This is a genomic window from Alloyangia pacifica (assembly GCF_003111685.1).
Taxonomy (GTDB): Bacteria; Pseudomonadota; Alphaproteobacteria; order Rhodobacterales; family Rhodobacteraceae; genus Salipiger; species Salipiger pacificus_A.
On record NZ_CP022190.1, the window covers coordinates 783,380 to 809,342 of the forward strand.

Sequence of the window (25,963 nt, forward strand, 5' to 3'; positions counted from 1 at the left end):
AGCAAGAAGAGCATCCCATGTCCTGCACAGATCCCACCGCCCTGCTGACCTCCTTCCGTCAGGCCCTGCCGCCTGTGGCACGGATGGGCGAAGACCTCGTGGGCAAGGGCGTGATGGTGGATGGACCTTTCGGGCCCAAGCCGCTGGTCTACGCCGATTACGTCGCCTCGGGCCGGGCACTGAAGGCGCTCGAGATGTTCCTGCTCGAGAAGGTGTTGCCCTATTATGCCAACAGCCACACCGAGGCGTCCTTCTGCGGCGGCTTCATGACCCGGCTGCGGGCCGCCGCCCGCGCCACAATTGCCGACCACTGCGGCGCCGGTCCCGAACACGCGGTGATCTTCGCGGGGAGCGGGGCGACGGCGGGGATCAACCGGCTGGTGCATCTGCTGGGCGCGGACCATGGCAAGGTGAAAGTCATCCTCGGCCCCTACGAGCATCACTCCAACATTTTGCCGTGGCGCGAGAGCGGTGCCGAGGTGGTCGAATTGCCCGAGGCAGGCGACGGCGGGCCGGAGCTTGCCGCGCTCGATGCGGCGCTCGCCGACAAGGCGGACTACGACCGGGTGATCTGCGCCTTTTCTGCGGCCTCCAATGTTTCGGGGATCATCGCCGACGTCGCGGGCCTCACCCGCCGGGTAAAGGATGCGGGTGCGCTGATGGTCTGGGATTATGCCGGGGGAGGGCCCTACCTGCCGATGGCCATGGACCAACAGGGCGCAGGCATCGACGCTCTGGTCTTCTCGCCGCACAAGTTCATCGGCGGGCCGGGCGCATCGGGCGTGATGGTGCTGCGCCGCGACGCGGTGGTCGCCGAGCATCCGACATGGGTCGGCGGCGGCACCGTGCGCTTCGTGTCCTCCGACGGGCATGACTATTCCGGCGCGCTGGAGGCGCGCGAGGAGGCGGGTACGCCCAATGTCGTCGGCGACATCCGCGCGGCCCTGGCGGTGATCGTCAAGGAAGAGATTGGTGCGGACCACATGGCGCAGCGCAACGCCGAACTGGCCGCGCGCGCCATCGCCGCATGGCAGGCCGAGCCCGGCATCGAGCTGCTCGGAAACACCGGGGCCGCGCGCCTCCCCGTCCTCTCTTTTCGCCTGCGCGACCCGCGTGGCGGGTACATCCACCAGCAGCTGGCCACGAAGATGCTGAGCGACCGCTTTGGCATCCAGGCCCGCGGCGGCTGCGCCTGCGCCGGCCCCTACGTGCTGCGCCTGCTGGGCTTTGACACCGAGGCCGCGGCGCGGATCCGCGCGGCGATCCTGTCGGGCCAGGAACTGGAGAAACCCGGCTTCGTACGGCTCAACCTGTCGGTGCTGATGAGCGAGGCAGAGGTGGATTTCATATTGCAGAGCGTCGCCACGCTTTCGCGCGACGCGGTGGCCCATGTTAGCAGCTACGAGGTGGACGGCGCCCGGGCGATCTTCTCCGCCAGCGCGGCCTGAAGTCGGGCTTCAGACGTAGTCGAGCGGCAGCTCGGTGCTCGACTTGATGGTCTCCATCGCGAACATCGACGAGACGTCGTGGATCTCGACCTTCTGGATCAGTCGCTGGTAGACCTTGTCGAAGGTCGCGATATCCGGAACCACGACGCGCAGCATGTAGTCGACCTCGCCCGCCAGACGGAAGATGTCGACGATCTCGGGGATCTCCTCGGCCGCCTTGACGAAGGCGCGCGCCCAATCGCGGCTGTGCTGGTTGGTGCGGATCGCCATGAAAACCGAAACCCCGACGTTGAGCTTCTCCTCGTCGAGCAGCGCCACGCGGCGCTTGAAGTAGCCGCGCTCCTCGAGCTTGCGAATGCGGCGCCAGCAGGGCGTGGTGGTGAGGCCGATCTCGGCGGCGATCTCGGTGACCGGCATCTCGGCGTTGCGCTGGAGCAGTGCGAGGATCTTCCGATCGTAGGTGTCGAGCATTGATTTCTTCCCCGGGCTGAAGTTGGGGCAATCTATCCTAAGAAGTCCGGTAATGGTAGGTCCGTGAAGGCTGCGGCGACCAGGGGCAGAAGGCCGCTGACCTAGCACCACGGCCGCGCTATATGGGAGAGGCGCCGTCCGGCCCGGGTGCCACGGCGGCATACTTGGAGTCGCGGCGTGCTGTTCATCACCATTTGGCCCTTGTTCGGGCTCATCTGCTTGGGTTTTTTCCTGTCCCGCAAGGGGTTTCCCGACCCGGGCTTCTGGCCCGCCGCGGAGCGCCTGAACTACTTCCTCCTGTTCCCGGCCCTGCTCGTGTCGAGCCTGCTTCGCGCGCCGCTGGATGATCCGCAATTGCTGAAGCTCGGCGGGGCGACCGTCGCCACGATCTGCATCGTGGCGCTTGGCATGGCGCTGGCACGCCGCATCCGGCCGGCACCCGCGGCGCGCTTCGGCCCGGCGCTGCAGGGGGCGGTGCGCTTCAACACCTACCTGGGGCTGGCGATCACCGCGAGTCTTGCCGGCCCCGAGGGCGTCTCGCGCGCGGCGGTTTATCTCGCCATCGCCGTTCCCCTGGTCAACGTGCTGTCGATCGTGGCGCTGAGCGAGGCTGAGGTGCTGCGCCGTCCCGGCGTGCTGCTGAAGACCATGCTGCGCAATCCCCTGATCCTTGCCTGCCTTGCCGGGATCGCGCTTGCGCTTGTCGGCGCGGGGTTGCCCTTCGGCGCAGACCGCTTCCTCGAGTTGCTCGCGCGCGGCAGCCTGCCGCTGGGCCTCTTGTGCGTCGGCGCGGCCCTGCGGCCGGGATCGCTGCGCGGGGACCTGCCGGCGCTCGCGGGCAACGCGGCGCTGCGTCTGGTGCTTGTTCCGGGCATCGCGGCGCTGGTGGCGGCGGCCGTCGGCCTCGGCCCGGTGGAAGCCCTGGTGCTGGTGGTCTTCTCGGCAATCCCGACCGCGCCGACGGCCTACGTGCTGACCCGGCAGATGGGCGGGGACGGCACGCTCATGGCCGGGCTGGTGATGGCGCAGACCCTGCTCGGCGTGCTGACGATTCCCCTCGTGTTGCTGGTGCTGGGCCTGGGCTAGGGCGGGCCTGCGGGCCGCGTGCATAGGTTCAAGCCCACGCAGGGAGGGAACCGAGCTTGGCTCGCGGCGGGAGAATTTCTCGCCAAAAGCGTTCTAAAAATGCGTACGATTTAAATTTGTTCGCTTGCTGTGAGACTGTTGGACCAGGCGCCCCGCAGAGATTGCCGGAATATCACTTGTTTTCTCCATAATTCGCCGGCTCACCGGCAATGGCAGATCTTGCGTTCAGGAATTGTTTAAAAAAATATGCGGCCTGAAAACTGCGAAATTTCCGTTGATCGGTCGGGTTTGAGCGTTCCATAAATGAGGCCACGAGTAGAAGCGGTCTGGACCAAATCCTGGACATTGCTCGCCAGAAGTTCCGACTCTGACGAGGCCAGATATGACCAGCAACTATCGAGTTAAAAAAGATAAAATAGAAATCAAAGATCTCGCGACGCACCAATGCCGGGCCTGCCTGATGTGCGCGGATCCGGAACGGCAGCGCTGTGCCCGCAACCGGATGCGCGCCGAGGGCATCGGCAAGGCCGAGATCGACCACCTGCGACTGTCCAACAAATCAGCACACTAGGGAGAGACCTCCACATGTTGTCCAAGTCCACCACGCTCACGGCCCTCGGGCTCGCGCTCAGCGCGACCACCGCGCTTGCCGGGGACCCGGTCACGTACCAGCTCGATTGGCTTCCGGGAGGCGATAAGGCGCCCATATAGGTCTGCGTCGACCAGGGCTTCTGCGCGGATGCGGGCCTCGACGTCACCATCGCCTCGGGCCGAGGCTCGTCGGATGCGATTTCGCGCCTTGCGGCGGGTTCGTCCAACATCGGCATGGCCGACATCGGCGCGCTGATGGCCGCCAAGGCGCAGGAAGGCGTCGGGGTGACCTCGGTGATGTCGGTGTTCAATAAGGGACCGCATGCCTTCTACACGGTCAAGGACAGCGGCTTCGACAGCGTCGCCGACGTGACGGGCAAGAAGATCGCCACGTCGCCCTTCACCTCTTCGAACGTCTATCTCCCGCTGGTGCTGAAGGACGTGGGCCTGAGCGAGGCCGACGTCGAGCTGACCAAAGCCGACGCCGGCGCGCTCGGGCCGATGTTGATGACCGGGCAGGTCGACGGCATCGTCGCCTGGATGACCGACCTCTCGCGCTATCAGGGCCAGGGCAAGGACGCGGGCAAGGAGATCATCGCGCTGCCCTGGTCGGCTGCTGGCCTTGAACTCTACTCCGCCTCGCTGAATGCCAACGACGCCTTCCTCGCCGAACGTCCCGACGTCGCCGCGCGCTTCGTCGCCGCCTTCAAGAAGTCGATAGAGTTCTGCAGGACCAACCCGGAAGAGGCCGCGCAATCCGTTGTCAACATGGTGCCGGAGCTGGAGCATGGCGACGTGCTCGGCTCGCTCAACGACATGCTGGGGCTGGTGTACAACGAGGTGACCGAGGCCGACGGGCTCGGCGTCTTCGAGCCGGGCCGGCTTGCCGCCACCTGGACCCGCGTGTCGCAGGCGCAGGGACTGGACGGGGCGGCGCAGGACCCCGAGGTCTTCGTGACCCGCGCTTTCCTGCCCGGCGGGGAAGGCTGATGGAAACCCCCGCCGCCATTCGTTTCGACCGGCTGGGCCAGGTCTTCGAGACCGGCTCCGGCCGGGTGGAGGCCCTGCGCAACGTCAGCTTCGAGGTCGCCCGGCATGAGTTTCTCGCCGTGCTTGGCCCTTCGGGCTGCGGCAAGTCCACTTTGCTGCGCATGATCGCCGGGTTGCTCGAGCCGACATCGGGCACGGTCGAGGTGTTCGGGCGGCGGGTCACAGGCCCGCGTGAGGACATCGGCATCGTCTTCCAGAAGCCGACGCTGCTGCCCTGGGCCACGATTGAAGACAACGTGCTGTTCCCCGTCCGCCACAAGCGCGGACGGGTGGGCCGCCACGACCGCGACCGGGCGCAGGACCTGCTGCGCATGGTCGGGCTCGAGGGCTTTGGCAAGCGCCTGCCAGACGAGCTGTCGGGCGGCATGCAGCAGCGCGTCGGGATCGCCCGCGCGCTGCACATGGACCCCGATATCCTGCTGATGGACGAGCCCTTCTCGGCGCTCGATGCGCTGACCCGCGAGGAAATGGGCTTCGACCTGCTGCGCATTTTCGGCGAGCGCCCGAAGACCGTGGTCTTCATCACCCATTCCGTCAGCGAGGCGGCGCTCCTCGCCGACCGCGTGTTGGTGATGACCGGTCGCCCCGGTTCGGTGCTGACCGAGCTGCCGGTGCCGGTTGCCCGCCCGCGTGGCCGCGAGACGATCAAGGATCCGGCGGTCACCGAGATTGCCGCCCACCTGCGCGACCTGCTGCTGCAAAGGGATGCCGCCTGATGAGCCTTTCGATGCCAGATTTTTCCAAGCCCGAAAGCAAACGCCCCGATCTCCGGCGCATCCTCGCCGCGCCGGGTGTCGCGGCGATCCTCACCATCCTCGGCACAGTCGCGCTCTGGGAGCTTGCCGCGCGCTCGCTGAATATCCCCAGCTACCTGCTGCCGGCTCCGAGCTCGATCTTCTCGACCTTCCCCAGCATCGGCGCGGAACGCTGGGCCGGCCACGTCTGGGCAACGCTGCGGGTCGCGCTGCTGGGCTTCGCGCTCGCCATCGCCATCGCCATTCCTCTGGCTATCGCGCTGGTGCGCTCGCCGGCGCTGAACCGCACGCTCTACCCGCTGTTGGTGATCGTGCAATCCACCCCGGTCGTCGCCATCGCGCCGATCATCATCGTGGTGCTGGGAGCCGGCGATGCGCCGCGCATCGTCATCACCACGCTGATCTGCTTCTTCCCGATGGTGGTCTCCACCGCCACCGGGCTTGCCGCCACGCCGCCTGAACTCATCGAGCTGTCGCGGAGCCTGCGCGCCCCGGTCTTTCGAGAAATCACCCAGATCCGGCTGCCTTTCGCCGTGCCCTACATCTTCTCGGCGCTGAAGATCTCGGTGACGCTGGCGGTGATTGGCGCGGTTGTGGCCGAGTTCTGCGCCTCGGACGCAGGCGTCGGCTACTTCATCCAATTCTCGACCTCGATGTTCAAGCTGCCGCAGGCCTGGGCCGGGCTCTTCGTCCTCGCCGCCATGTCACTGGCCTTGTTCCAGGCGGTGAGCTGGGCACAGAAGCTGCTCTTCCCCTGGAGCCTGCCGCGCAGGCGCTGAGCCCGCTCGCCCCCCTTTCGCATCGGGCGGCCCGCCGCCCGGTGCCTTCCCCCGGAGTAGAAGCAGTCAGGCCACGGCCCGGACATTGCTCCCCACCCTGCCGGACCTTCCGGCATCCTACTTTGGAGACCGCAATGAGCACCAACTACGACCTTGCCGAGCTGAACAAGGAAACCACCATCGGCGGCATGGGCAGCACCATCGAGCGCGACGTCCCTGCCATCGATCTGTCCGACTTCGACACCCGCAAGCACGAGATCGCCGACGCCCTCTGGGACGCCGCCACGGGCATCGGTTTCTTCCAGGTCTACAACCACGGCATCCCCGAGCAAGACATCGACGCCGCCTTCGACACCGCCTGGGAGTTCTTCGAGCTGCCGACCGAGGTGAAGGCGCAATACCCGATGCCGAAGGGCACCAACGCCGGTTGGGAATTCAAGGCGCAGGTGCGCCCCTCCACCGGCACGCCCGACAACAAGGAAAGCTATCAGGTCACCCGCCCGCTGATGGATGGCAAGTGGCCGACCGAGGAAGAGCTTCCCCGGTTCAAGGAACGCGCGCTGAAGTTCGAGCGCCAGAACTGGGAGCTGGGCATGCGGATCCTGTCGTGCTTTGCGCTCAAGATGGGCTTTGCCGAAGATTTCTTCACCCATGCGCATGACCCGGAGTCGGACCAGTACCAGTCGACGCTGCGGCTCATCCACTACATGTCGATGGAAGACGCCAAGCCCGAGGACTTCAAGGCCTGGCGCGCCGGGGCGCATTCGGACTTCGACTGCCTCACCATCCTGCACCAGAAGGAAGGCGAGGGCGGGCTGCAGGTCTGCCCGGGCAAGGACGCGGGCTCCAATGCCTGGACCGACGTGCCGCCGCGCCGCGGCTACATCACCTGCAATATCGGCGACATGCTGATGCGCTGGTCGGACGATCAGCTGCAGTCGACGCTGCACCGGGTGCGCATGCCCTATGAGGGCGAGTACAAGGGCCGCCGCCTGTCGCTGCCGTTCTTCTGCCAGGCCAACCGCGACGCGGTCATGCAGGGCCCGTTGGGCAAGTACGAGCCGATCACCGCGGGCGACTACCTGACCATGCGCATCAATGCCAACTTCGCCGCCAGCCAGGCCGCCAAGAAGTAAGGCGTTGAGCATGGGCCGTTCGGGTGACACCATCGCGACAAAGGGCAGGGCGCAGATCCCTGCCAGACCCAGCTTCGGAAGGTCCATGCTGCACGGCCGCGCTCTGCGCTACATCGACGAGGTCGCCCGTCAGGGCTCCATCCGCAAGGCGGCGCGCGAGTTGAATGTCGCCGCCTCCGCGGTCAACCGGCAGGTGCTCGAGGTCGAGGCCGACTTCGGCGTGCCGATCTTCGAGCGCCTGCCGCGCGGGTTGAAGCTGACCGCCCCGGGCGAGCTGCTCATTGCCCATATCCGCGAGACGCTGAAGGGCCACGACCGGCTGCAGGCGCGCGTCCATGCGTTGAAGGGCCTGTCGCACGGCGAGGTTACCGTCGCCACAATGGCGACGCTCGCCGCCGGTCGGCTCGGCGACGTGGTGGCCGAGTATTGCGAGCGTCATCCGCGGGTCGAGCTGAAGGTCACCGTCTGCAACCGTTCCGAGCTGATGGAGATGGTGGCTTCGGGCGAGGCCGAGATCGGCCTTGGCTACAACCTGCCCGAGGACAACCGCATGCAGCTCTCGGCCGTCTTCCAGCACCGGCTCGGCGCGGTGGTGGCGCCGGGTCACCCGCTCACGGCCAAGCCGAACGTGCGCGTCGCCGACTGCCTGATCTACCCGCTGGTGCTGGCCTCGCAGCAGCTGTCGCTGCGGCCGCTGATCGAGAACCTCGCCCCGGCCAATGCCGATCTGCGGCCGGTGGTGGAAACCAATTCCACCGAGATGATGAAGCGCCTCGTGCGCCGCCCGCCGCATGTGACCTTTCTCAACCGCGTCGACGTCGACCAGGAGTTGCGCGACGGCGATCTTGCCTTCCTGCCGCTGATGGCCGCCGCCGGACGGCAGCGGCTCAGCCTCGTGCACCGCAGCCGCGGGGCGCTCAGCTCGGCGGCGGACGGCTTCATGCAGGCGATCAAGGACCACTTCGGGCGGGGCGATAGCTGAGCGCCCGACAAGCTACGGAAAGACCTGAGATGACCACCAAGATGCACCGCCGCCTCGAAGAGGCGTTCGCGGCAGGCGGAGACCTGCTGCTCACCCAGTTGCGCTGTCCCGCCGCGCTGTTGACCGAGGGTGCGCCCGTCGGGGCCCCGGTGGACGCCGACGGCACCGCGCGTGTCGATCTGCTGATCCGCGCCGGGCGCATCGCCGCTGTCGCGGCGCCGGGCGGGATCGCGACCGATGCGCCGCGTCTGAGCCTTGGCGGACGGCACGTCTGGCCGATGCTGGTCGACGCCCACACCCATCTCGACAAGGGCCACGTGATGGGCCGCGCGCCCAGCTCCGGCGGCACCCATCCCGGCGCGCGCGAGGCCACGACCCGCGACCGCATCGCCCATTGGCGGCACGACGACCTGATCCACCGCATGGACTTCGGGCTCTCCTGCGCAGAGGCGCATGGCGTCGCCGCGATCCGCACCCATCTCGACAGCCACGAGGGGCAGGGCGAAACCGTCTGGGGCGCCTTTGCCGAAATCCGCGAGACCTGGAAGGGGCGGGTCGCGCTGCAAGCCTCGGCGCTGGTGCCCTTCGATGCCTGGGGCACGGACTACGCGGCGCGCCTTGCTGACATCGTGGCCGAGCACGGCGGGCTGCTCGGCGGGGTGACCCGCCCGTCCGGCGGCACCCATGGTGCGCTTGATGACATCGAGGCTCTTCTCGACCGGGTCTTCACCCTGGCCAAGGAGCGCGACCTCGACCTTGACCTGCACGTCGACGAGGCCGCCGAGGCGGATGCCCTCCCGCACGTGGCCCGCGCCGCGATCCGCCATGGCTACGAGGGGCGGGTGACCTGCGGCCATTGCTGCTCGCTCGCGCGTCTGCCCGAGCCCGAGATGCACGCCACCATCGCGCTGGTGAAGGCGGCGGGGCTCTCGCTGATCACCCTGCCGACGGTCAACATGTACCTGCAGGATCGCGTGCCGGGCCGCACGCCGCGCTGGCGCGGGGTGATGCCGATCCACGAGCTGCGTGCCGCCGGGGTGCCGGTGGCGGTGGCCGGGGACAATTGCCGCGATCCCTTCTACGCCTACGGCGATCACGACATGCTCGACACCTGGCGCGAGGCGGTGCGGATCTGCCATCTCGACCACCCGTTCGAGGACAGTGCGGGTCTGGCGGGGAGGGCGCCGGCGGCGATCTGCAGGTTCGAGGCGGGCAGCCTCGGCGCCGGGCGCCGGGCCGATTTCATGGTGCTTGATGCCTGGAGTCTCGACCAGATCATCGCCCGGCCTCAGTCCGACCGGCTGCTGGTGCGCGAGGGGCGGGTGTTGGATATCCGCCCGCCGTCCTACGAAGCGCTGCACCTGGCCGGCTCTGAGACGGAGCCAGAGCCGGCCTGACTTGCGCGGGGCGGGTGGCTCAGCGCTGCTCGGCCCTGCGCGCCCGGATCAGCGTGAAGATCCCGGCGCAGACGATGATCGCCGTGCCGAGCGCCACGTTCGGCCGCAGCGTCTCGCCAAAGACCACGATCCCCAGCGCCGCCGCGAAGACCAGTTGAAGATAGGCGAAGGGCTGCACCGCCGAGGCCTCGGCCACCTCGTAGCATTTGATCAATGTGTAATGGCCAGTCGCCCCGGTCAGGCAGAGCAGCGCCATCATACCCCAGTCGGGCAGGCTCATCGGCTCCCAGAACCACATGCCGATCAGCGTCGCCGTCGCCACCCCAACGACACCGGTCCAGAAGAAGGAGGTCGCGGCGCTGTCGGTTCGGGCGACGCGGCGGGTGAGCAGCCCGTAGAGGGCGAACATCAGCGCCGCCACCAGCGGGATTGCCGCCAGCGGCGAGAACACCCCGCCCGAGGGTTGCAGGATGATGAGGATGCCGACAAAGCCGATGCCGATCGCGGTCCAGCGCCGCCAGCCGACCCTCTCACCCAGCACCGGTCCCGAAAGCGCGGCGATCAGCAGCGGGTAACAGGCGAAGACCGCATGGCTCTCGACCAGGCCGAGGTGGACGAAGGCCGAGACCATGACGCAGATCTCGACCACCAGCAGCACGCCGCGGAAGGCCTGCACGAAGGGCTGGCCGCTCTTCGCCGCGGCTTTGAGCCCGCCCTTGCTGCGCGCCGCCAGCGTCAGAACGAAGACGGCGAAGAACCAGTAGCGCACCATCGTGACCATGTAGACATTGGTGGCCTCCGACAGGTGCCGCGACAGCCCGTCCTGCATGGCGAAGATGAAGGTGGTGAGCACCATCAGCCAGATGCCTAGGCGCGTGTTCTGCTGGGCCATCAGGGTTTCCTTGCGACGGTCATATGGCGTTTGCGCCCGTGGCCCGGGCGACGCTCGACCTCGAAGCCCGCCTCGGCCAGCGCCCGCCGCACGTGACCCGCGGCGGTATAGGTGGCGGCGCTGCCGCCGGGGGCGGTGTGGCGCGCCACCTCGGCCATCAGCTCCGGCCCCCAGAGCTCCGGGTTCTTGGCCGGGGAGAAACCGTCGAGGAACCAGGCGTCGGCCAGCTCCTGCCACGCGGGCAGGGTTTGTCGCGCGTCCCCCTCGACCATGGTGAATTGCAGGTCGGGCAGGGTGATCTCGCGCGCATCGCGTTGCCAGAAAGGTGCCAGCTCGGCGGCGATCCCTGACAGCTCGGGAAAGGCCGCCTGCGCCCGCAGCATGTCCTCGGCGGCAAGCGGAAAGGCCTCGAAGGTGGTAAAACGGAGTTGCCCGTCGATGCCCTCGGCGCGCCAGAGCGCCAGCGTGGCCAGCAGGTTCAGCCCTGTGCCGAAGCCGAGCTCGGCCACGTGGAACCCGTCCCGCAGGCGCGCCGGCAGATCGTTGCCCGCGTGGAAGGTGTGCCGGGTCTCCGACAGGCCGTTTTCCAGCGAATAATAGGGATCGTCGAAGCGCGGCGAGACAGGCACGTCTCCGTCGCGCCACTCCGGGGTGTCGGGCTGGCTCATCCTGCGGTCCTGTCCTAAAACTGTGATCCTACATGAAGCGGAGTCGGCGGAATGGCAAGCAGCCAGAAGAGCGTGGATGTGACGGTGCGCGGGGCGGGCATTTTCGGCCTGTCGATCGCCTGGGCCTGCGCGCTGCGCGGCGCGGCGGTGCAGGTCGTGGACCCCTTCGGCGCGGGCTCGGGATCGAGCGGCGGGCAGGTCGGTGCTCTGGCCCCGCACGTGCCCGAGACCTGGAACCCGAAGAAGGCTTTCCAGCTCGACAGCCTGCTGATGGCCGGAGAGTTCTGGTCCGGAGTCGAGACAGCGGGCGGTGTCTCCTCGGGGTACGGGCGGCTTGGGCGACTGCAGCCGCTGGAAGACGACAAGGCGGTGGCGCTGGCGCGCGGGCGCGAGGCCACCGCGCGCGCGCTTTGGGCAGACAACGCCGTCTGGGAGGTGATCCCCGCGGCAGAGGCCGGAAGCTGGGCGCCGGTCAGCGCCTCGGGCCTGCTGGTGCGCGACACGCTCACCGCGCGGATGAACCCGCGCCGGGCCTGCGCCGCGCTGGTCGCGGCGCTCGCGGCGCGCGGGGTCGAGGTGCAGCCCGAGGCCGAGGACGCGGGGCAGGTGCTCTGGGCCACCGGCTGGCGCGGTTTGAAAGAGCTGTCGGAGGCGCTCGGAAAGAACGTCGGCACCGGCGTGAAGGGCCAGTCGGTGAGCCTGCGCTATGATGCGGGAGAGGTGCCGCAGATCTACGCCGAGGGGCTGCATGTCGTGCCGCACGCGGATGGCACCGTGGCGGTCGGCTCGACCTCGGAGCGGGACTTCGACGATCCCAGCGCCACGGACGATCAATGCGAGGCGCTCATTGCCCGGGCGGCGCTGGCGGTGCCCGCGCTGCAGGGCGCCGAGGTGATAGAACGCTGGGCCGGGGTACGGCCGCGTGCGCGAAGCCGCGCGCCGATGCTCGGTGCCTGGCCGGGGCGGGAGGGGCATTTTATCGCCAACGGCGGCTTCAAGATCGGCTTCGGCATGGGTCCCAAGGTGGCGCAGGTCATGGCCGATCTGCTGCTCGACGGGCATGATGCCATCCCCGAGGGGTTCCGGGTCGAAGATTCGCTCTGAACAGCTTGGCCTCGCCGCGCGCGTCTGCAAGCATGGCGCGGACTCCGGCATCTCCCAGGCCAAGCGCGCAGGGCGCCGCCGGATCGGCACAACAGGAGAGACCCGCGTGAGTCACGCACCAGACATGCCCGAAGACAGGGCCGAAGACATGGCCCGCATCGCAAAAGACGCGAAAGACTGGCGACAACACCTCCACCAGCAGCCGGAACTGCTCTACGAGCTGCACAAGACCGCCGCCTTCGTGGAAGAGAAGCTGAAGGGCTTCGGCGTCGACGAGATCGAGACCGGCATCGCCAAGACCGGCATCGTGGCGCTGATCAAGGGCGCCAAGGGCGACGGCCCGGTGATCGGTCTGCGCGCCGACATGGATGCGCTGCCGATGGACGAGAAGACCAACCTTCCCTACGCCTCGAAGGTGCCCGGCATGATGCACGCCTGCGGCCACGACGGGCACACGGCGACGCTGCTCGCCGCTGCGCAGTACCTCTGCCAGACACGCGATTTCGCTGGCACCGTCGCGCTGATCTTCCAGCCCGCCGAAGAGGGCGGCGCGGGGGCGCGCGCGATGATCGAGGAGGGTCTGATTGATCGGTTCGGGATCGACGCGGTCTACGCCATGCACAACGATCCGGGTCTGCCGGTCGGCCAGTTCGCCACGCGGCCCGGCCCGATGATGGCAGGGGGCGACCGGTTTGTCGTCACCGTCACCGGGCGCGGCGGCCATGCCTCGGCGCCGACCAAGTCGATCGACCCGGTAGTGGCGGCGGCGCATCTCATTGCCTCGGCACAAACGCTGGTGTCGCGCTTTTCCGATCCTTTCGACCAGGTGGTGGTGTCGATCACCTATCTCGACGTGGGCTCGGCCGGCGCGCTCAACGTGATCCCAGACACGGCGGTCTTTGGCGGTACGATTCGCACGATGAACTCGACAACCCGCGCCGAGATCGAGGCGCATCTGCGCCGCATGCTGAAGTCCGGCGCCGAGCAGTTCGGCTGCGAGGCCACGCTCGACTGGCGGCCGGGCTACCCGGTGACAGCGAATGACGCGGCGAAAACGGCGGTGGCGCTGGCCGCGGCGGCGGCGGTGGCAGGTGCCGAGAATGTCGACGGCGACTGCGCGCAGGCAATGGGCTCGGAGGACTTTTCCTACATGCTCGAGGCGCGCCCCGGGGCCATGGTCCTCTACGGCAACGGCGACAGCGCCGAGTTGCACAACGCCGCCTACAACTTCAACGACGACGCGATCCTTCCGGGGATGCGCTACTGGGTTGAACTGGTCGCCCGCGAACTGGCCGCCTGAAAGACGCGCCGTGCCTTCGCCGCGTCAGCCCCCGAGGGGGCGCGCGGTGAAGAGCACCTGCCCGCGCGGCAGCATCACCGCGCTGCGCGTGACCCTCCAGCCGCTGCCCTGCGCCAGATGCTCCACGTCCTCGGCGAGGATGTGGTAGGGCGCGCGGATGTCATGAGTCACCACCCCGTCGGGCTGGCGGTAGGGCTGCATCGCGGTGACCGGATCGGGCGCGAGAAAGACAGTGAAGAGAAAGCTCTCGAGCCGCTCGAACCGGCGCAGGTTGGTCAGGGCGCGCCGCAGATAGGCCATGGGCAGATGCGGGAAGACCGCGAAGGCGATGGCATGGGTGATGCTGCTCGGCACCCCCGGAAAGTCGAAGCGCGCATCCTCGATCAGCTGCGCCGGATCAAGCCGCGCCGGATCCTCGAGTTCGGCCCTGTGCCCCGCCAGCAGGATCTCGCGAGAGGCATCCGTGGCCCAGTAGTGGCCGGGCTCGAGATAGGGCACGGCCTTGCAGCCGAGCCGCAGCGCCCCGGCGCCGATATCGAGCAGGTGGTGATGCGGCAGCAGGCCGGCATCCTGGAGGATCGACATCTCGATCCGCCCGGTCTCATCCCAGCGGCCGCCGACGATGGCGCGGTGCCGGCCCGCGGCGATGGCGGAGTCGTAAAACCCGGCCAGTTCATAGGGGTTGGTGGACACGGTCTGATGGGTTCCAGGAGGGGCGGCGCGCAGGGCGCCCTGTGCCTCCCTTGCGTCCAAAATTCGGCGCAAGTCAAGCCGCCACGCAGACCCGGCCCGTCAGGCCGGCGGCACCGCCGGGGTCTGCGGGCGCCGGTGGGCCAGCCGCTCGCGGTGGATCAGGTAGAGCCCCGAGCCGACGATCAGCGCGATGCCCGCCCAGACCATGGCAGCGGGGAAGTCGCCGAACACCAGCCATCCCAGCAGCGTCGCCGAGGCCAGCTCGAGATAACCCAGGGGCGCGATCAGCGCCGAAGGGGCGAGCCGCAGCGCGTAGGTCAGGAAGATATGCGCCAGGGTCGCCGCAAGGCCCATGCCGCCAAGAAAGCCCCAGGCCGCGCCCTGCGGCCAGACCGCGCCGCCGCCGAGGCTCTCGGGCAGCAGCCACATGAAGGGCGCGCCAAGGATCACCGCCGCAATCGCCGTGGTGGCCTGCTGCGCCACCGGCGCCAGGCTCCGCAGCTGCCGCGTGACCAGCATGTAGCCGGCGAAGGACACCGCGGTGATGAGCGGCAGGATGGCCGACAGGCCATGGTTCGCCAGCCCGGGCTGGACCACCAGAAGCGCGCCGCCGAAGCCGACGATGGAGGCGAGGATCCGGCGCGGCCCGACGCTCTCTCCCAGCAGCGCCCAGCCGAGGAACATCAGCACGAAGGGCTCGATCTGGCCGATCGCCAGCGCATCGGCGATGGGCATGCGCACCATCGCACCGACAAAGGCGATGGTGGCGACCAGCGACAGCGCTGCGCGAGCAATCGTGAGCACCAGTTCGCGCCGGGTCAGCCGCAGGCGGATGCGCAGGACCAGCGCCAGCGCCAGCATAAGCGCCCCTTGTACGACGAAGCGCGCTACGGTGATCTCGGCAACGGGCAGGCTGCGGGTGGCGAGTTTCGAGCCGACGTCGATCAGCGGCGCCGTGGCGCAGAAGCCGAGCATGAGCAGCGCCCCGAGCAGGGGGCGGTCGACGTGCAGGGCGGCCGTCGGCGCGGCGTGGGGGGCGTTTGTGGTTTGCATCCGCATGCCATGCGCAGGCCACCGCGATTTGGCAAGGGGGCATGTGCATGCCACGCGCCAGTGGTCGAGCGGAGCGTGCCGTGCCGGTCTCAGACCCGGATGCCGTAGCGGCTGATCTTGTCGTTGAGGGTTCGCCGCGCCATCCCCAGTGCCTTGGCGGCGCGCTCGGTGTTGCCTCGGCAGCGTTCGAGCGCGAGGCTGATCTCGCGGGCCTCGAAGGCGGCGACACGGGCGGCAAGGCTCTCGGGCTCGGCGATCGGTGCCGCGGCCTCCTCGGGCAGGTCGAGCCCGAGGGCGTAGCGTTCCGCCATTGCCTTCAATTCGCGCACGTTGCCGGGCCAGGGCCGGCGCAGCAGCCGTTGCCTCAGCGTGTAATCGACCGCCGGCGTCTCCTGTCCGTAGCGCGCCGCCGCCAGGTTGGCGTAATGGCTGAACAGCAGCGTGATGTCGTCGCCAAGCACACGCAGCGGATCGACGGTGATCTCGGCCCCGGCGAGCCGGTAGAAGAGGTCGGCGCGGAAGCTGCCGTCGAGCGTCAGCGGCCGCAGGTCGGTCTTGGAGGTGGCGATGATCCGCAGGTCGAGCGGCCGCAGGCGGTTCTCGCCCAGCCGTTCGACGGCGCGTTCCTGCAAGGTGCGCAGCAGTTTGGGTTGTATCGCCGCGGGCATCGCCTCGATCTCGTCGAGCATTAGCGTTCCGCCCGAGGCGGTCTCGAGCTTGCCAGGCTTGTCCTGGGCCCCGGGGAAGGCACCGGCCACATGCCCGAAGATCTCGATCTCGAAGAGGCTCTCGGGCAGTGCGGCGCAATTCACCGCGACCAAGGGTCCGGCGGCGCGGGCGCTGGCCTCATGCAGAGCGCGGGCGACTAGTTCCTTGCCGGTGCCGGTCTCGCCCGTGATGACCACATCGAGATCGGTCGGGCCGATCGCCGCGATGCGCGCGCGGAGCCTAGACATGGCCGCCGACTGACCGAGCAGCCCGCCCTCGTCGCGGCGGGTGATGCGCTCCTGCAGCCGGCCGATCTCGGCGCGCGCGGCGCGGCCGCGCAGGCCGCGCTCGATCACCGACAGAAGATGCATGCCGTCATAGGGCTTCTCGAGGAAATCCTCGGCCCCGGCGCGCATCGCCTGAACGGCCTGCGCCAGATCGCCATGGCCGGTGATCAGCACCACCGGGCAATCGGGATCGCGCGCGCGGGCGGCCTCGAGCAGCTGCTGCCCGTCCATGCCGGGCATCCGCAGGTCGGTCAGGATCAGGTCGGGGCGGCTGCCGGCGGCAAGCGCCTCGGCGCCGCCGGCAAAGGCTTCGGCGCGGTAGCCTGCGGCCTCGATCAGATCGCAGAGCGCGAGACGGTGGTCGCGGTCATCCTCGACCACGTGGATCAGCGGGCTCATTCGGCGGCCTCTCGTTCGTCGTCACTTTCCAGCAACGGCAGGATCACCGCGGCCTCGGCGCCCCGGCCGGGGGCCGAGCGGATGTCGAGCCGTCCGCCGAATTGCTGGACTACCTCGAAGCAGATCGCAAGCCCGAGTCCCAGACCCTCGCCGCCGATCTTGGTCGAGAAAAAGGGCTCGGTGACCCGCGGCAGCACGTCGGGGGCGATGCCGGGGCCATTGTCGGTCACCAGAAGGGTCACGTCCCGCGCGCCGCGCTCGATCGACAGCGTCACCTCGCCTTGGCCCGGCTCGACGGCCTCGATGGCATTGTGCAAGAGGTTCATCAAGACCTGCTCGAGCCGGGCGTGGCCGGCCTCGACCATGGGGGCATCGGCGGGGGCGTCGAACTGGAGCTGGACCCCGGCGGCGTCGGCGCGGGGCTGGGCCAGCGCCAGCGCCGAACGCGCCACGTCGACGGCGCAGACGGGCGAGAGCGGGGCCGCCTCACGGCGCGAGAAATTCTTGAGGTGCTTGGTCATCCGCTGCATCCGCCGGATCAGCCCGCGCGCCGACTGCAGCCGGGCGGCGGTCTGCTCCGGCGCGCGCGAGAGGCCGAACTCGGCGGCGGTCAGCGTCGCCTCCATCGCGGCGAGTGGCTGGCTGACCTCGTGCACGATGGCCGCGGACATCCGGCCAAGCGCGGCCATCTTCTCCGATTGCACCAAGGTGGCCTGCGTCGCGCGCAGGTCGGCCTCGACCTGGCGGCGGGCCTCGACCTCGCGCGCCAGCTCGGCGGTGCGCTGGCGGACCTTGCGCTCCATCACCTCTGTCTGGCGCAGCCGCAGCGCGATGAACCGCTGGCGGTGGCGCCGCATGTCGGCGAGCCCGAGCCCCAGGAGCGCGGCCAGCAGAACCAGCGCGGCGGTGCCGGCAGCGGCGGCGCGGGCGGGCCAGGTCGGGCTGGCCGCCAGCAGCCGCCAGCCGGTCTCGAACGGCGTGCCTCGAAGGGTCATGGCGCGGCCCTCGCCCTCGATCCGCAGTGCGCGGCCATTGGGCAGAAGCGGTGCCGAGCTTCCAAGGTCGGTGCGTTCGTAGAGGCGCGAGGTGTCGAGCCGGTCGAGCGTGGCGCCGGGCAGCCGGGTCAGGGGGCGATAGCGCCAGGCCGGCACCGACGAGAGGAAGACGACGTCGTCCTTGTCGGTGACGGCGATGTGCTGGCCGGTCTCGGCCCAGGCCTGCTCCAGCGGGCGCAGGTCGATCTTCACCACCATCACGCCATGCACCCCGAGACCGGGATCGTCGACGCGGGCCGAGATGAAGTAGCCGGGCTCGCCGGTGGTCACGCCGATGGCATAGACCGCGCCGTTGCCGGTGGCGCGTGCATCGGTGAAATAGGGGCGGAAGCTGTAGTCGTGGCCGACGTAGCTGTCGGGCTCGCTCCAGTTCGAGGCGGCAATGGTCACCCCCGCCGCGTTCAGCAGGTAGAGACGCCCCGATCCGGTCTGCGCGGCAATCTTCTGCAGGTAGCGGTTGGCGGCGTCGATGGTGGCGGCATCGGAAGGGGCATTCAGCGCGGCGTGGATCCGGGCGTCTTCGCCGGTGACGCGCGGCAGGTAGCGGAACCGGTCGATCTCGGTCTGCAGCGCGCGGTGGCTGACCAGCAGCTCCTGCTCGAGCCCCTGACGCAATTCGGCGATGACCAGCTGCCAGGCCAGCGCGCCGCAGAGCAGCGCGCCGATTGTCACCAGCATCAGCCGCAGCCGCCAGGCCGAGCGGAGGCCGGGCAGAAGGGCGCCGCGACGGGCCATCAGTCCGCGTCGGGGCAGGGGGCGAGCTGCACCGGCTTGCCGGAGCTGGCGCCGAGTTCGGTGCAGTCCGCGGCACAGAGCGTCCAGGCCGAAGGCGTCTTGCCCGAGGCGGCGAGGCTCAGCGCGGGCACAGGCGGCAGGTCCGGCGCCCAGACCCACCAGCCGTCTTCGAAGTGGCCGCCCTCGCCGGGCTCCATGCCCGCGCCCGAGCCCTTGACCGCCGCCTGCGTCAGGTGGAGGCGGTGATCTTCGGTGACTTCCCAGGTCTCGCGCCAGTCCTCGCGTTCGACCGAATGGGTCCACTCCAGCGTGAAGCTGCCGCCCTCGGCGAGGGCGATCAACATCGCCCCCGCCATCAGGCAGCCGGTCATGCCGACACCGGGGCCTTGCGCCGCCAGACCAGCAGTCCGAAGACCACGGCGAGGGCAAAGCCGATCTCGTCGGTGATCGGCAGCGCCGCGACGAGGGTGAAGGCGGCGGCGACGGCGATCAGCCGCTCCCAGATTGCCAGCGGACGGCCGAGCCAGCCGATGACGCTGGCGCCCCAGAGTGCGAGGGCAATGAGCGCCTTGAGCACGATGTAGGCGACCGCAGGCCAGTAGCCGATGGCGCCCGCCAAAGCGCCGCCGTCCTGCAGCATCAGCGCCGGGGTATAGACCGCCATGAAGGGCACGACGAAGCCCGCGGCGGCAACCTTGATCGCCTCGAAGCTGATCTTCAGCCCGCTTTCCTTGGCGATCGGCGCGGCGGCGAAACAGGCCAGCGCCACGGGGGGCGTCAGGTCCGCGAGAATGCCGAAGTAGAAGACGAACATGTGGCTGACGATCAGCGGCACCCCGAGATCGAGCAGCGCCGGGCCGGCGATCGACGAGGTGATGATGTAGTTGGGGATCGTCGGGATACCCATGCCGAGGATGATGCAGGTGATCATCGTCAGCACGAGGCTCAGGAACAGGCTGTTCTGCCCCACCGAGACGATGAACTGGCCAAAGGTGTTGGCCGCGCCGGTGAGGGTCATGACGCCGATGATCACCCCGACGAGGGCGCAGGCGATGCCGACCGGCAGCGCGGTCTTGGCGCCATCGGCAAGGCTGTCACGGCAGACCGCCAACGTCTCGCGTCCGCCCTTGAAGGCGGCGCAGGCGGCGATGAGCACCGCCAGAACCAGCAGCAGCGCGTGGATGCCGAACTTGAAGAAGGCCGAGGCGCAGAGGCCCAGCACGATCCAGAAGATGACCCGCACCGCCATCGACGAGAACCCCATGGCGATGGCCGCGCCGAGGATCAGCATGCCCGTCAGCGCAAGCCCGATGGTCCCGGCAAACAGCGGCGTGTAGCCCGAGAACAGCAGCCAGACCAGCACCGCCAGCGGCAGGATCAGGTACCAGCCCTCTTTCAGCGCCTTGCGGGCCGAGGGCATCTCGTCGGCCGAGAGCCCGCGCAGGTCGCGCTTGCCGGCCTCGAGGTGGACCATCCAGAACGCCCCGGCGAAGTAAAGGATGGCGGGCACCAGCGCGGCCTTGACGACCTCGACATATTGCACGCCCAGTGTCTCGGCCATGATGAAGGCGACGGCCCCCATGACCGGGGGCATGATCTGCCCGCCCATCGAGGCGGTCGCCTCGACGCCGCCGGCAAATGCCGAGCGGTAGCCAAAGCGCTTCATCAGCGGGATGGTGAATTGGCCGGTGGTGACGACGTTGGCCACGCCCGAGCCCGAGATCGTGCCCATCAGCCCCGACGACAGCACCGAGACCTTGGCGGCGCCGCCCATGCGGTGCCCGACGAGGCCCAGAGAGACATCGGTGAAGAGCTTGATCATCCCGGCCTTCTCGAGGAAGGAGCCGAAGAGGATGAACAGGAAGATGTAGGTCGCCGACACATAGGTCGGGATGCCGTAGATCCCCTCGGTGCCGTAGGCGATCTGCTCGACCACCTGTTCAAACGCGTAGCCGCGGTGGTTGAACGGCGAGGGCAGGTGCTGCCCGAAGAGCGCATAGCACAGGAAGAGCCCGCAGATGATCGGCAGGGCGGGGCCCATGAGCATCCAGGCGGCGACAAAGACTGTGACGACGGCGATGCAGCCGAAGACCAGATCGGTCAGCGTCGGATCGCCCGCGCGCATCAGCAGCGGCGTGTATTCGATCCACTGGTAGGCCGCGACGGCCACGCCGGCGACGGCAAACAGCGTGCAAAGGGTCCGCAGCGGTGCGCCGAAGCCGCGCCCGAGCGCCAGCAGCGGGAAGCCGAGCGCCATCAGGAAGCCGACATGGACCGCGCGCATCACCTGGCTCGGCAGGTCGATGACATGGGCGGCAATGGAAATCTGGTAGAGCGAGAAGGCCACCGCCAGCCAGAAAAGAAAGCGCCCGGTCAGGCTCGGCGGAAAGCTCGAGGCCAGCGGGTCGTGCAGTTCGGCCAGTTCCTCGGCCCGGCCGTGCTCGGCCGCAGTTTGTCCGGTCATGTGGTCCTCCCGTCGTGCAGGCAGCCCGGGCTTGGCCGGGCCGCCGCACAAGTCTGATTACATCAGACCCTGTTCCTTGTAGTACTTCTCGGCGCCCGGGTGCATCGGGATCGGCGAGTTCTTGATCGCGTCCTTGATGTCGATGGCGCCGGCTGCCGCATGCGCGGCCTTGAGCTGGTCGAGGTTCTCGAACAGCAGTTTGGTCATCTGGTACGCCAGCTCGTCCGAGACGTCGGTGCTGGTGACGAGGATGTTGGTGATCGCCAGCGTCGGGATGTCCGCGTCCTGGCCCGGGTAAGTGCCGGCCGGGATCACGCCTGCGGCGTAGGGCGCGCCAAGGGTGCCGGCCACCTCTGCGGGGATCGATACGTAGGTCACGTCCTGCGTCGACGACAGATCCTTCAGCGCTGCCGAGCCGAGGCCCGAGCTCTGCAGGGTCGCGTCGAGCTGGCGGTTCTTCATTAGTTCGACCGATTCCGCGAAGGGCAGGTACTCGACCTTGCCGAGGTCGTCGTAGGTCATGCCGAGCGCGCCGAGGATCTTGCGGGCGTTCACCTCGGTGCCGGATTTGGCTGCGCCGACCGAGACGGACTTGCCGGCCAGTTCGGTCGCGGTGGTCACGCCGGCATCTGCCGAAGCGGCGATCTGGATGTAGTTGGGGTAAATCGCGGCAATGGCGCGCAGCTTGTCGAGCGGCTTCGAGAAGCCGACGTCAGCGTTGCCCTCAAAGGCGTCCTTGACGGAGTCGCCGAGTGCGAAGCCGATTTCGCCGCGGCCCTGCTGCAGCAGGTTCAGGTTCTCGACCGAGGCCTTGGTGGACTGCACCTGGGCGCGCGCGTCGGGGATGTTCTTGGCATAGATGTCCGCCATTGCGACGCCGAGCGGGTAATAGACACCCGAGGTGCCGCCGGTCAGCACGTTGACGAATTCCGTTGCCATAGCGGCGGGCGCGGTGACGACGAGGCTGCCGGCGATCAATGCGCCGAGCCCGAAAGTTCTGATCATGTTGGTCCTCCCGAAACATACGTTCGCGGCAGGAAAGCTTTCGTTTCTGCCGCGCGGTGCCGGAACCATGAGCAAGCCGCGCGCCTCGGGCAAGCGGGGAAGAGGCCAGGTCGCGAATTTTCTTCGCGGGAATCTGCCCCGGGTGGGGCAGTTTCCCGCCTCGCACCCTGCGGCCGGGCAGATCTTGGCTGGGCGATCGTCGTGCCATGCCGCGGCCCTTCGAGATTGCCGAAACAGCGCGCGCAGGCCGGGCGGCCAGCCTCCGCCAAGCCATCTGGTATTGGCCCTTGCCAGCAAAACGTCACTGGTATACTGCCGCATACAATAAGCCGACCGCCGTTCGCCGGACGTCTCTCGCCGCCCGGTGCTCCAGCTTAATCCAACATTGAACCGTAGGGATCGCCATGAGCTTGTACACCGATTACTTGGCAGAAATCGAAACGCGGAAAGCCGAAGGTCTGCATCCGAAGCCGATCGACGATGGCGCTCTGGTCGCAGAGCTGATCGCGCAGATCGAGGACGCGGACAACGCTTACCGCAAGGACTCGCTCGAGTTCTTCATCTATAACACGCTGCCCGGCACCACCAGCGCCGCCGGCGTGAAGGCAGACTTCCTCAAGAAGATCATCCTCGGCGAGGCCGTGGTCGCGGAAATCCCGCCCGCCTTCGCCTTCGAGCTGCTGTCGCACATGAAGGGCGGCCCCTCGGTCGCGGTCCTTCTCGACCTCGCGCTTGGCGATGACGCGGTGATCGCCGCCCAGGCCGCAGAGGTGCTGAAGACCCAGGTGTTCCTCTACGAGGCCGACACCGCCCGTCTGGCCGATGCCTATAAGGCCGGCAACGCCGTGGCCAAGGAGATCCTCGAGAGCTACGTCCAGGCCGAGTTCTTCACCAAGCTGCCCGAACTCGACGACGTGGTCGAAGTGGTGACTTACGTCGCCGCCGAAGGCGACATCTCGACCGACCTGCTGTCGCCGGGCAACCAGGCGCACTCGCGCTCGGACCGCGAACTGCACGGCAAGTGCATGATCTCGGAAACCGCGCAGAAGGAAATCGAGGCGCTCAAGCTGCAGCACCCGGGCAAGCGCGTGATGCTGATCGCCGAGAAGGGCACCATGGGCGTGGGCTCGTCGCGGATGTCGGGCGTCAACAACGTGGCGCTCTGGACCGGCAAGCAAGCCAGCCCCTATGTGCCCTTCGTCAACATCGCCCCGGTCGTCGCGGGCACCAACGGCATCTCGCCGATCTTCCTGACCACCGTGGGCGTGACCGGCGGCATCGGCCTTGACCTGAAGAACTGGGTCAAGAAGCTCGACGAGAACGGCAAGCCGATCCTCAACAACGAGGGCAACCCGATCCTCGACCAGAAATACTCGGTCGAGACCGGCACCGTGCTGAAGATCGACACAAAGGCCAAGAAGCTGACCAGCGAGGACGGCGAAGATCTGGCCGACGTCTCCTCGGCCTTCACCCCGCAGAAGGTCGAATTCATGAAGGCCGGCGGCTCCTATGCCGTGGTCTTTGGCAAGATGCTGCAGACGTTCGCTGCCGAAACCCTGGGCGTGAAGGCGCCGCTGGTCTTCGCACCGAACAAGGAAGTCAGCCACGAGGGCCAGGGCCTGACCGCGGTCGAGAAGATCTTCAACCGCAACGCCCGCGGCACCACGCCGGGCAAGACCCTGCACGCCGGCTCGGACGTGCGCGTCAAGGTCAACATCGTGGGTTCGCAGGACACCACCGGCCTGATGACCAGCCAGGAACTCGAGGCGATGGCCGCAACGGTGATCTCGCCGTCGGTCGACGGCGCCTACCAGTCCGGCTGCCACACCGCCTCGGTCTGGGACAAGAAGGCCCAGGCCAACATCCCGCGCCTGATGAAGTTCATGAACAACTTTGGCCTGATTACCGCGCGCGATCCCAAGGGCGAATACCACGCGATGACCGACGTGATCCACAAGGTGTTGAACGACATCACCGTGGATGACTGGGACATCATCATCGGCGGCGACAGCCACACCCGCATGTCCAAGGGCGTCGCCTTCGGCGCAGACTCGGGCACCGTGGCGCTGGCGCTGGCGACCGGCGAGGCGACCATGCCGATCCCCGAGTCCGTGAAGGTCACCTTCAAGGGCAAGATGGCCGATCACATGGACTTCCGCGACGTGGTGCACGCCACCCAGGCGCAGATGCTGCAACAGCACGGCGACAACGTCTTCCAGGGCCGCGTCATCGAGGTGCACATCGGCACGCTGCTCGCCGACCAGGCCTTCACCTTCACCGACTGGACCGCCGAGATGAAGGCCAAGGCCTCGATCTGCATCTCCAACGACGAGACGCTGATCGGCTCGCTCGAGCTGGCCAAGCACCGCATCCAGGTGATGATCGACAAGGGCATGGACAACGCCGCGGGCACGCTGGCGGGTCTCATCGCCAAGGCCGACAAGCGCATCGCCGAGATCCGTTCGGGCGAGAAGCCCGCGCTGACCCCGGATGACAACGCCAAGTATGTCGCCGAAGTCGTCGTCGACCTCGACCAGATCGTCGAGCCGATGATCGCCGATCCGGATGTCAACAACGCTGACGCGTCGCGCCGCTACACGCATGACACCATCCGCCCGATCTCTTACTACGGTGCGGAAAAGAAGGTGGACCTTGGTTTCGTGGGCTCGTGCATGGTGCACAAGGGCGACGTGAAGATCGTCGCGCAGATGCTCAAGAACATTGAGAAATCTCAGGGTAAGGTTGAGTTCAAGGCACCGCTCGTCGTGGCCGCTCCGACCTACAACATCATCGACGAGCTGAAGGCTGAGGGCGACTGGGAAATTCTGCAGAAGTACTCGGGCTTCGAGTTCGACGACCTCTTCCCGAAGACCCAGAACCGCACCGAGTACGAGAACATCCTCTATCTTGAGCGTCCGGGCTGTAACCTGTGCATGGGCAACCAGGAAAAGGCCGCCAAGGGCGACACCGTCCTGGCCACCTCGACCCGCCTGTTCCAGGGCCGTGTCGTTGAGGACGCCGCCGACAAGAAGGGCGAGTCGTTGCTCGCCTCGACCCCGGTGGTTGTGCTCTCGGCCATTCTCGGCCGCACGCCGAGCGCCGATGAGTACAAGTCCGCGGTGGAAGGCATCGACCTGACCAAGTTCGCGCCGCCGGTTCAGGCGCCCGCGACCTCGCGCTCCGCGCACTTCTGAAAGTGGCTGCCCCGCTGAGGGGCAGCGCAAAATCGCGGCGGCGGGGACCGATGTCCTCGCCGCCGCTTTCGTTTCAATGGCAAAGATTGCTGTCCCCGCGGGGACAGGCCGGGCAGGGCTATTTCGCCCGCAACCCGTCGAGGAAGACGTTCAGCAGCACCTCTGAGCGCGCCGGATCTGCGCCGGGACCGTAGTTCAGCCCGATGAGCACCCGCAGCAGATCCTCGCTGGTCACGTCGCCCCGCAGCCGACCGTCGGCGAGCGCGCGGGCGTGCAACGCGGCAATGGCACCGCGCAGGCGCTCGGACTGCTCGCCGAAGAAGGTCGAGTCGGGCTCGAAGACCGGCGCGAGCGCGGCGATCATTCCCCTTTTCGTGGCCATCAGTTGCAGCGCGCCGCGCATCCAGTCCTCGAGCTCATCCTCGGCGGCGCGCCGCTCGAGCGTCTCGACCTCGCGCGCATAGACCGCCTGGAACAGCGCCTCGCGCGATGGGAAGTGCCGATAAAGCGTGCCGATTCCGACCCCGGCCTCGCGGGCGACCGCCTCGAGGCTGCCGCCTTCCTTGCCAAAAACCTCGCGCGCGGCATCCAGCAGCCGTTCGCGATTGCGCAATTGATCAGCACGCGGCTTCCTCGGTCTAGGCTTTTCTTGGCCTATTTCGCTTCCCATACGTTAACTCACTTGAAAACGGAGGGTGCCTCCGTATTTAA

General features: G+C 67.9%; 22 protein-coding genes and 1 pseudogene. 12 read left to right on the forward strand and 11 right to left on the reverse strand.

The window, feature by feature from the left end; all coding sequences use genetic code 11:
- Nucleotides 1-17: 17 nt before the first annotated feature.
- The gene (locus CEW88_RS16620) at nucleotides 18-1,448 is read left to right on the forward strand and encodes an aminotransferase class V-fold PLP-dependent enzyme (RefSeq protein WP_108969010.1); all 1,431 of its coding nucleotides are present in this window, start codon (nucleotides 18-20) and stop codon (nucleotides 1,446-1,448) included.
- Between the two features lie 9 nt (nucleotides 1,449-1,457).
- On the opposite strand, the gene CEW88_RS16625 is transcribed toward CEW88_RS16620, so the two are convergent.
- Nucleotides 1,458-1,919 (reverse strand): Lrp/AsnC family transcriptional regulator, encoded by a 462-nt coding sequence (locus CEW88_RS16625; protein ID WP_108969012.1) that lies wholly within the window; start codon nucleotides 1,917-1,919, stop codon nucleotides 1,458-1,460.
- Nucleotides 1,920-2,096: 177 nt separating this feature from the next.
- Here CEW88_RS16625 and CEW88_RS16630 point away from each other — a divergent pair, with 177 nt between their 5' ends.
- The 8 genes and pseudogenes from CEW88_RS16630 (at nucleotide 2,097) to CEW88_RS16660 (ending at nucleotide 9,695) form a co-directional block, all read left to right on the forward strand.
- The gene (locus CEW88_RS16630; protein WP_108969014.1) at nucleotides 2,097-3,005 is read left to right on the forward strand and encodes an AEC family transporter; all 909 of its coding nucleotides are present in this window, start codon (nucleotides 2,097-2,099) and stop codon (nucleotides 3,003-3,005) included.
- Between the two features lie 382 nt (nucleotides 3,006-3,387).
- A complete protein-coding gene (locus tag CEW88_RS24545; RefSeq protein ID WP_159099646.1) occupies nucleotides 3,388-3,576 on the forward strand; it encodes a hypothetical protein in 189 nt (62 codons plus the stop codon).
- 161 nt (nucleotides 3,577-3,737) lie between these two features.
- Nucleotides 3,738-4,586 (forward strand): annotated as a pseudogene (locus CEW88_RS16635) (ABC transporter substrate-binding protein); the annotation flags it as partial.
- Nucleotides 4,586-5,362: an ABC transporter ATP-binding protein gene (locus tag CEW88_RS16640; RefSeq protein ID WP_108969016.1), complete on the forward strand. Its 777-nt coding sequence runs from the start codon at nucleotides 4,586-4,588 to the stop codon at nucleotides 5,360-5,362. The pseudogene CEW88_RS16635 and the gene CEW88_RS16640, both read left to right, overlap by 1 nt.
- On the forward strand, nucleotides 5,362-6,180 hold the full coding sequence (locus tag CEW88_RS16645; RefSeq protein WP_217626452.1) for an ABC transporter permease: 819 nt from the start codon (nucleotides 5,362-5,364) through the stop codon (nucleotides 6,178-6,180). The genes CEW88_RS16640 and CEW88_RS16645 overlap by 1 nt, the downstream gene beginning before the upstream one ends.
- A 134-nt stretch (nucleotides 6,181-6,314) precedes the next feature.
- Complete coding sequence (locus CEW88_RS16650) at nucleotides 6,315-7,316, forward strand: isopenicillin N synthase family dioxygenase (protein ID WP_108969017.1); 1,002 nt, start codon at nucleotides 6,315-6,317, stop codon at nucleotides 7,314-7,316.
- A gap of 85 nt (nucleotides 7,317-7,401) precedes the next feature.
- The gene (locus CEW88_RS16655; protein WP_108969019.1) at nucleotides 7,402-8,298 is read left to right on the forward strand and encodes a LysR family transcriptional regulator; all 897 of its coding nucleotides are present in this window, start codon (nucleotides 7,402-7,404) and stop codon (nucleotides 8,296-8,298) included.
- 29 nt (nucleotides 8,299-8,327) lie between these two features.
- Nucleotides 8,328-9,695, forward strand: a complete 1,368-nt coding sequence (locus CEW88_RS16660; RefSeq protein WP_108969021.1) for a cytosine deaminase — start codon at nucleotides 8,328-8,330, stop codon at nucleotides 9,693-9,695.
- A gap of 19 nt (nucleotides 9,696-9,714) precedes the next feature.
- On the opposite strand, the gene CEW88_RS16665 is transcribed toward CEW88_RS16660, so the two are convergent.
- On the reverse strand, nucleotides 9,715-10,587 hold the full coding sequence (locus CEW88_RS16665) for a DMT family transporter (RefSeq protein WP_108969023.1): 873 nt from the start codon (nucleotides 10,585-10,587) through the stop codon (nucleotides 9,715-9,717).
- The gene (gene mnmD, locus CEW88_RS16670; RefSeq protein WP_108969025.1) at nucleotides 10,587-11,255 is read right to left on the reverse strand and encodes a tRNA (5-methylaminomethyl-2-thiouridine)(34)-methyltransferase MnmD; all 669 of its coding nucleotides are present in this window, start codon (nucleotides 11,253-11,255) and stop codon (nucleotides 10,587-10,589) included. Before mnmD ends, CEW88_RS16665 begins: the two co-directional genes overlap by 1 nt.
- A 51-nt stretch (nucleotides 11,256-11,306) precedes the next feature.
- Between mnmD and CEW88_RS16675 the strand changes: the two genes are divergently transcribed.
- Both CEW88_RS16675 and CEW88_RS16680 read left to right on the forward strand, forming a co-directional pair.
- Nucleotides 11,307-12,359 carry an NAD(P)/FAD-dependent oxidoreductase gene (locus CEW88_RS16675; RefSeq protein ID WP_108969026.1) on the forward strand — a complete coding sequence of 351 codons (1,053 nt, stop codon included), beginning with the start codon at nucleotides 11,307-11,309 and terminating at the stop codon, nucleotides 12,357-12,359.
- 106 nt (nucleotides 12,360-12,465) lie between these two features.
- The gene (locus CEW88_RS16680) at nucleotides 12,466-13,659 is read left to right on the forward strand and encodes a M20 aminoacylase family protein (RefSeq protein ID WP_368074605.1); all 1,194 of its coding nucleotides are present in this window, start codon (nucleotides 12,466-12,468) and stop codon (nucleotides 13,657-13,659) included.
- A gap of 24 nt (nucleotides 13,660-13,683) precedes the next feature.
- Here the strand turns inward: CEW88_RS16680 and CEW88_RS16685 are convergent, their stop codons facing one another.
- The 7 genes from CEW88_RS16685 to CEW88_RS16715 all read right to left on the reverse strand — a co-directional run bounded on the left by CEW88_RS16685 (nucleotide 13,684) and on the right by CEW88_RS16715 (nucleotide 22,058).
- On the reverse strand, nucleotides 13,684-14,352 hold the full coding sequence (locus tag CEW88_RS16685; protein WP_108969030.1) for a class I SAM-dependent methyltransferase: 669 nt from the start codon (nucleotides 14,350-14,352) through the stop codon (nucleotides 13,684-13,686).
- Between the two features lie 99 nt (nucleotides 14,353-14,451).
- Nucleotides 14,452-15,405, reverse strand: a complete 954-nt coding sequence (locus CEW88_RS16690) for a DMT family transporter (protein ID WP_108969032.1) — start codon at nucleotides 15,403-15,405, stop codon at nucleotides 14,452-14,454.
- Nucleotides 15,406-15,494: 89 nt separating this feature from the next.
- Complete coding sequence (locus tag CEW88_RS16695) at nucleotides 15,495-16,799, reverse strand: sigma-54-dependent transcriptional regulator (RefSeq protein ID WP_108969034.1); 1,305 nt, start codon at nucleotides 16,797-16,799, stop codon at nucleotides 15,495-15,497.
- Nucleotides 16,796-18,589, reverse strand: a complete 1,794-nt coding sequence (locus CEW88_RS16700; protein ID WP_108969036.1) for a sensor histidine kinase — start codon at nucleotides 18,587-18,589, stop codon at nucleotides 16,796-16,798. The genes CEW88_RS16695 and CEW88_RS16700 overlap by 4 nt, the downstream gene beginning before the upstream one ends.
- Nucleotides 18,589-18,960 carry a DUF1850 domain-containing protein gene (locus CEW88_RS16705; protein ID WP_108969038.1) on the reverse strand — a complete coding sequence of 124 codons (372 nt, stop codon included), beginning with the start codon at nucleotides 18,958-18,960 and terminating at the stop codon, nucleotides 18,589-18,591. The genes CEW88_RS16700 and CEW88_RS16705 overlap by 1 nt, the downstream gene beginning before the upstream one ends.
- Nucleotides 18,957-21,053 (reverse strand): TRAP transporter permease, encoded by a 2,097-nt coding sequence (locus tag CEW88_RS16710; RefSeq protein ID WP_108969040.1) that lies wholly within the window; start codon nucleotides 21,051-21,053, stop codon nucleotides 18,957-18,959. The genes CEW88_RS16705 and CEW88_RS16710 overlap by 4 nt, the downstream gene beginning before the upstream one ends.
- Nucleotides 21,054-21,110: 57 nt before the next feature.
- Nucleotides 21,111-22,058, reverse strand: a complete 948-nt coding sequence (locus CEW88_RS16715) for a TAXI family TRAP transporter solute-binding subunit (protein ID WP_108969042.1) — start codon at nucleotides 22,056-22,058, stop codon at nucleotides 21,111-21,113.
- A 404-nt stretch (nucleotides 22,059-22,462) separates the two neighbouring features.
- Here CEW88_RS16715 and CEW88_RS16720 point away from each other — a divergent pair, with 404 nt between their 5' ends.
- The gene (locus tag CEW88_RS16720; RefSeq protein ID WP_108969044.1) at nucleotides 22,463-25,252 is read left to right on the forward strand and encodes a bifunctional aconitate hydratase 2/2-methylisocitrate dehydratase; all 2,790 of its coding nucleotides are present in this window, start codon (nucleotides 22,463-22,465) and stop codon (nucleotides 25,250-25,252) included.
- A gap of 118 nt (nucleotides 25,253-25,370) precedes the next feature.
- Here CEW88_RS16720 and CEW88_RS16725 read toward each other — a convergent pair whose 3' ends face one another.
- Complete coding sequence (locus CEW88_RS16725) at nucleotides 25,371-25,865, reverse strand: TetR/AcrR family transcriptional regulator (RefSeq protein ID WP_254694469.1); 495 nt, start codon at nucleotides 25,863-25,865, stop codon at nucleotides 25,371-25,373.
- Nucleotides 25,866-25,963: the final 98 nt, after the last annotated feature.

Coding starts and splice junctions, on each gene's coding strand:
- CEW88_RS16620 (WP_108969010.1), top strand. CDS start 18: ATGTCCTGCACAGATCCCACCGCCCTGCTGACCTCCTTCCGTCAGGCC.
- CEW88_RS16625 (WP_108969012.1), bottom strand. CDS start 1,919: ATGCTCGACACCTACGATCGGAAGATCCTCGCACTGCTCCAGCGCAAC.
- CEW88_RS24545 (WP_159099646.1), top strand. CDS start 3,388: ATGACCAGCAACTATCGAGTTAAAAAAGATAAAATAGAAATCAAAGAT.
- CEW88_RS16640 (WP_108969016.1), top strand. CDS start 4,586: ATGGAAACCCCCGCCGCCATTCGTTTCGACCGGCTGGGCCAGGTCTTC.
- CEW88_RS16645 (WP_217626452.1), top strand. CDS start 5,362: ATGAGCCTTTCGATGCCAGATTTTTCCAAGCCCGAAAGCAAACGCCCC.
- CEW88_RS16650 (WP_108969017.1), top strand. CDS start 6,315: ATGAGCACCAACTACGACCTTGCCGAGCTGAACAAGGAAACCACCATC.
- CEW88_RS16655 (WP_108969019.1), top strand. CDS start 7,402: ATGCTGCACGGCCGCGCTCTGCGCTACATCGACGAGGTCGCCCGTCAG.
- CEW88_RS16660 (WP_108969021.1), top strand. CDS start 8,328: ATGACCACCAAGATGCACCGCCGCCTCGAAGAGGCGTTCGCGGCAGGC.
- CEW88_RS16665 (WP_108969023.1), bottom strand. CDS start 10,587: ATGGCCCAGCAGAACACGCGCCTAGGCATCTGGCTGATGGTGCTCACC.
- mnmD (WP_108969025.1), bottom strand. CDS start 11,255: ATGAGCCAGCCCGACACCCCGGAGTGGCGCGACGGAGACGTGCCTGTC.
- CEW88_RS16675 (WP_108969026.1), top strand. CDS start 11,307: ATGGCAAGCAGCCAGAAGAGCGTGGATGTGACGGTGCGCGGGGCGGGC.
- CEW88_RS16690 (WP_108969032.1), bottom strand. CDS start 15,405: ATGCAAACCACAAACGCCCCCCACGCCGCGCCGACGGCCGCCCTGCAC.
- CEW88_RS16695 (WP_108969034.1), bottom strand. CDS start 16,799: ATGAGCCCGCTGATCCACGTGGTCGAGGATGACCGCGACCACCGTCTC.
- CEW88_RS16700 (WP_108969036.1), bottom strand. CDS start 18,589: ATGGCCCGTCGCGGCGCCCTTCTGCCCGGCCTCCGCTCGGCCTGGCGG.
- CEW88_RS16705 (WP_108969038.1), bottom strand. CDS start 18,960: ATGACCGGCTGCCTGATGGCGGGGGCGATGTTGATCGCCCTCGCCGAG.
- CEW88_RS16710 (WP_108969040.1), bottom strand. CDS start 21,053: ATGACCGGACAAACTGCGGCCGAGCACGGCCGGGCCGAGGAACTGGCC.
- CEW88_RS16715 (WP_108969042.1), bottom strand. CDS start 22,058: ATGATCAGAACTTTCGGGCTCGGCGCATTGATCGCCGGCAGCCTCGTC.
- CEW88_RS16720 (WP_108969044.1), top strand. CDS start 22,463: ATGAGCTTGTACACCGATTACTTGGCAGAAATCGAAACGCGGAAAGCC.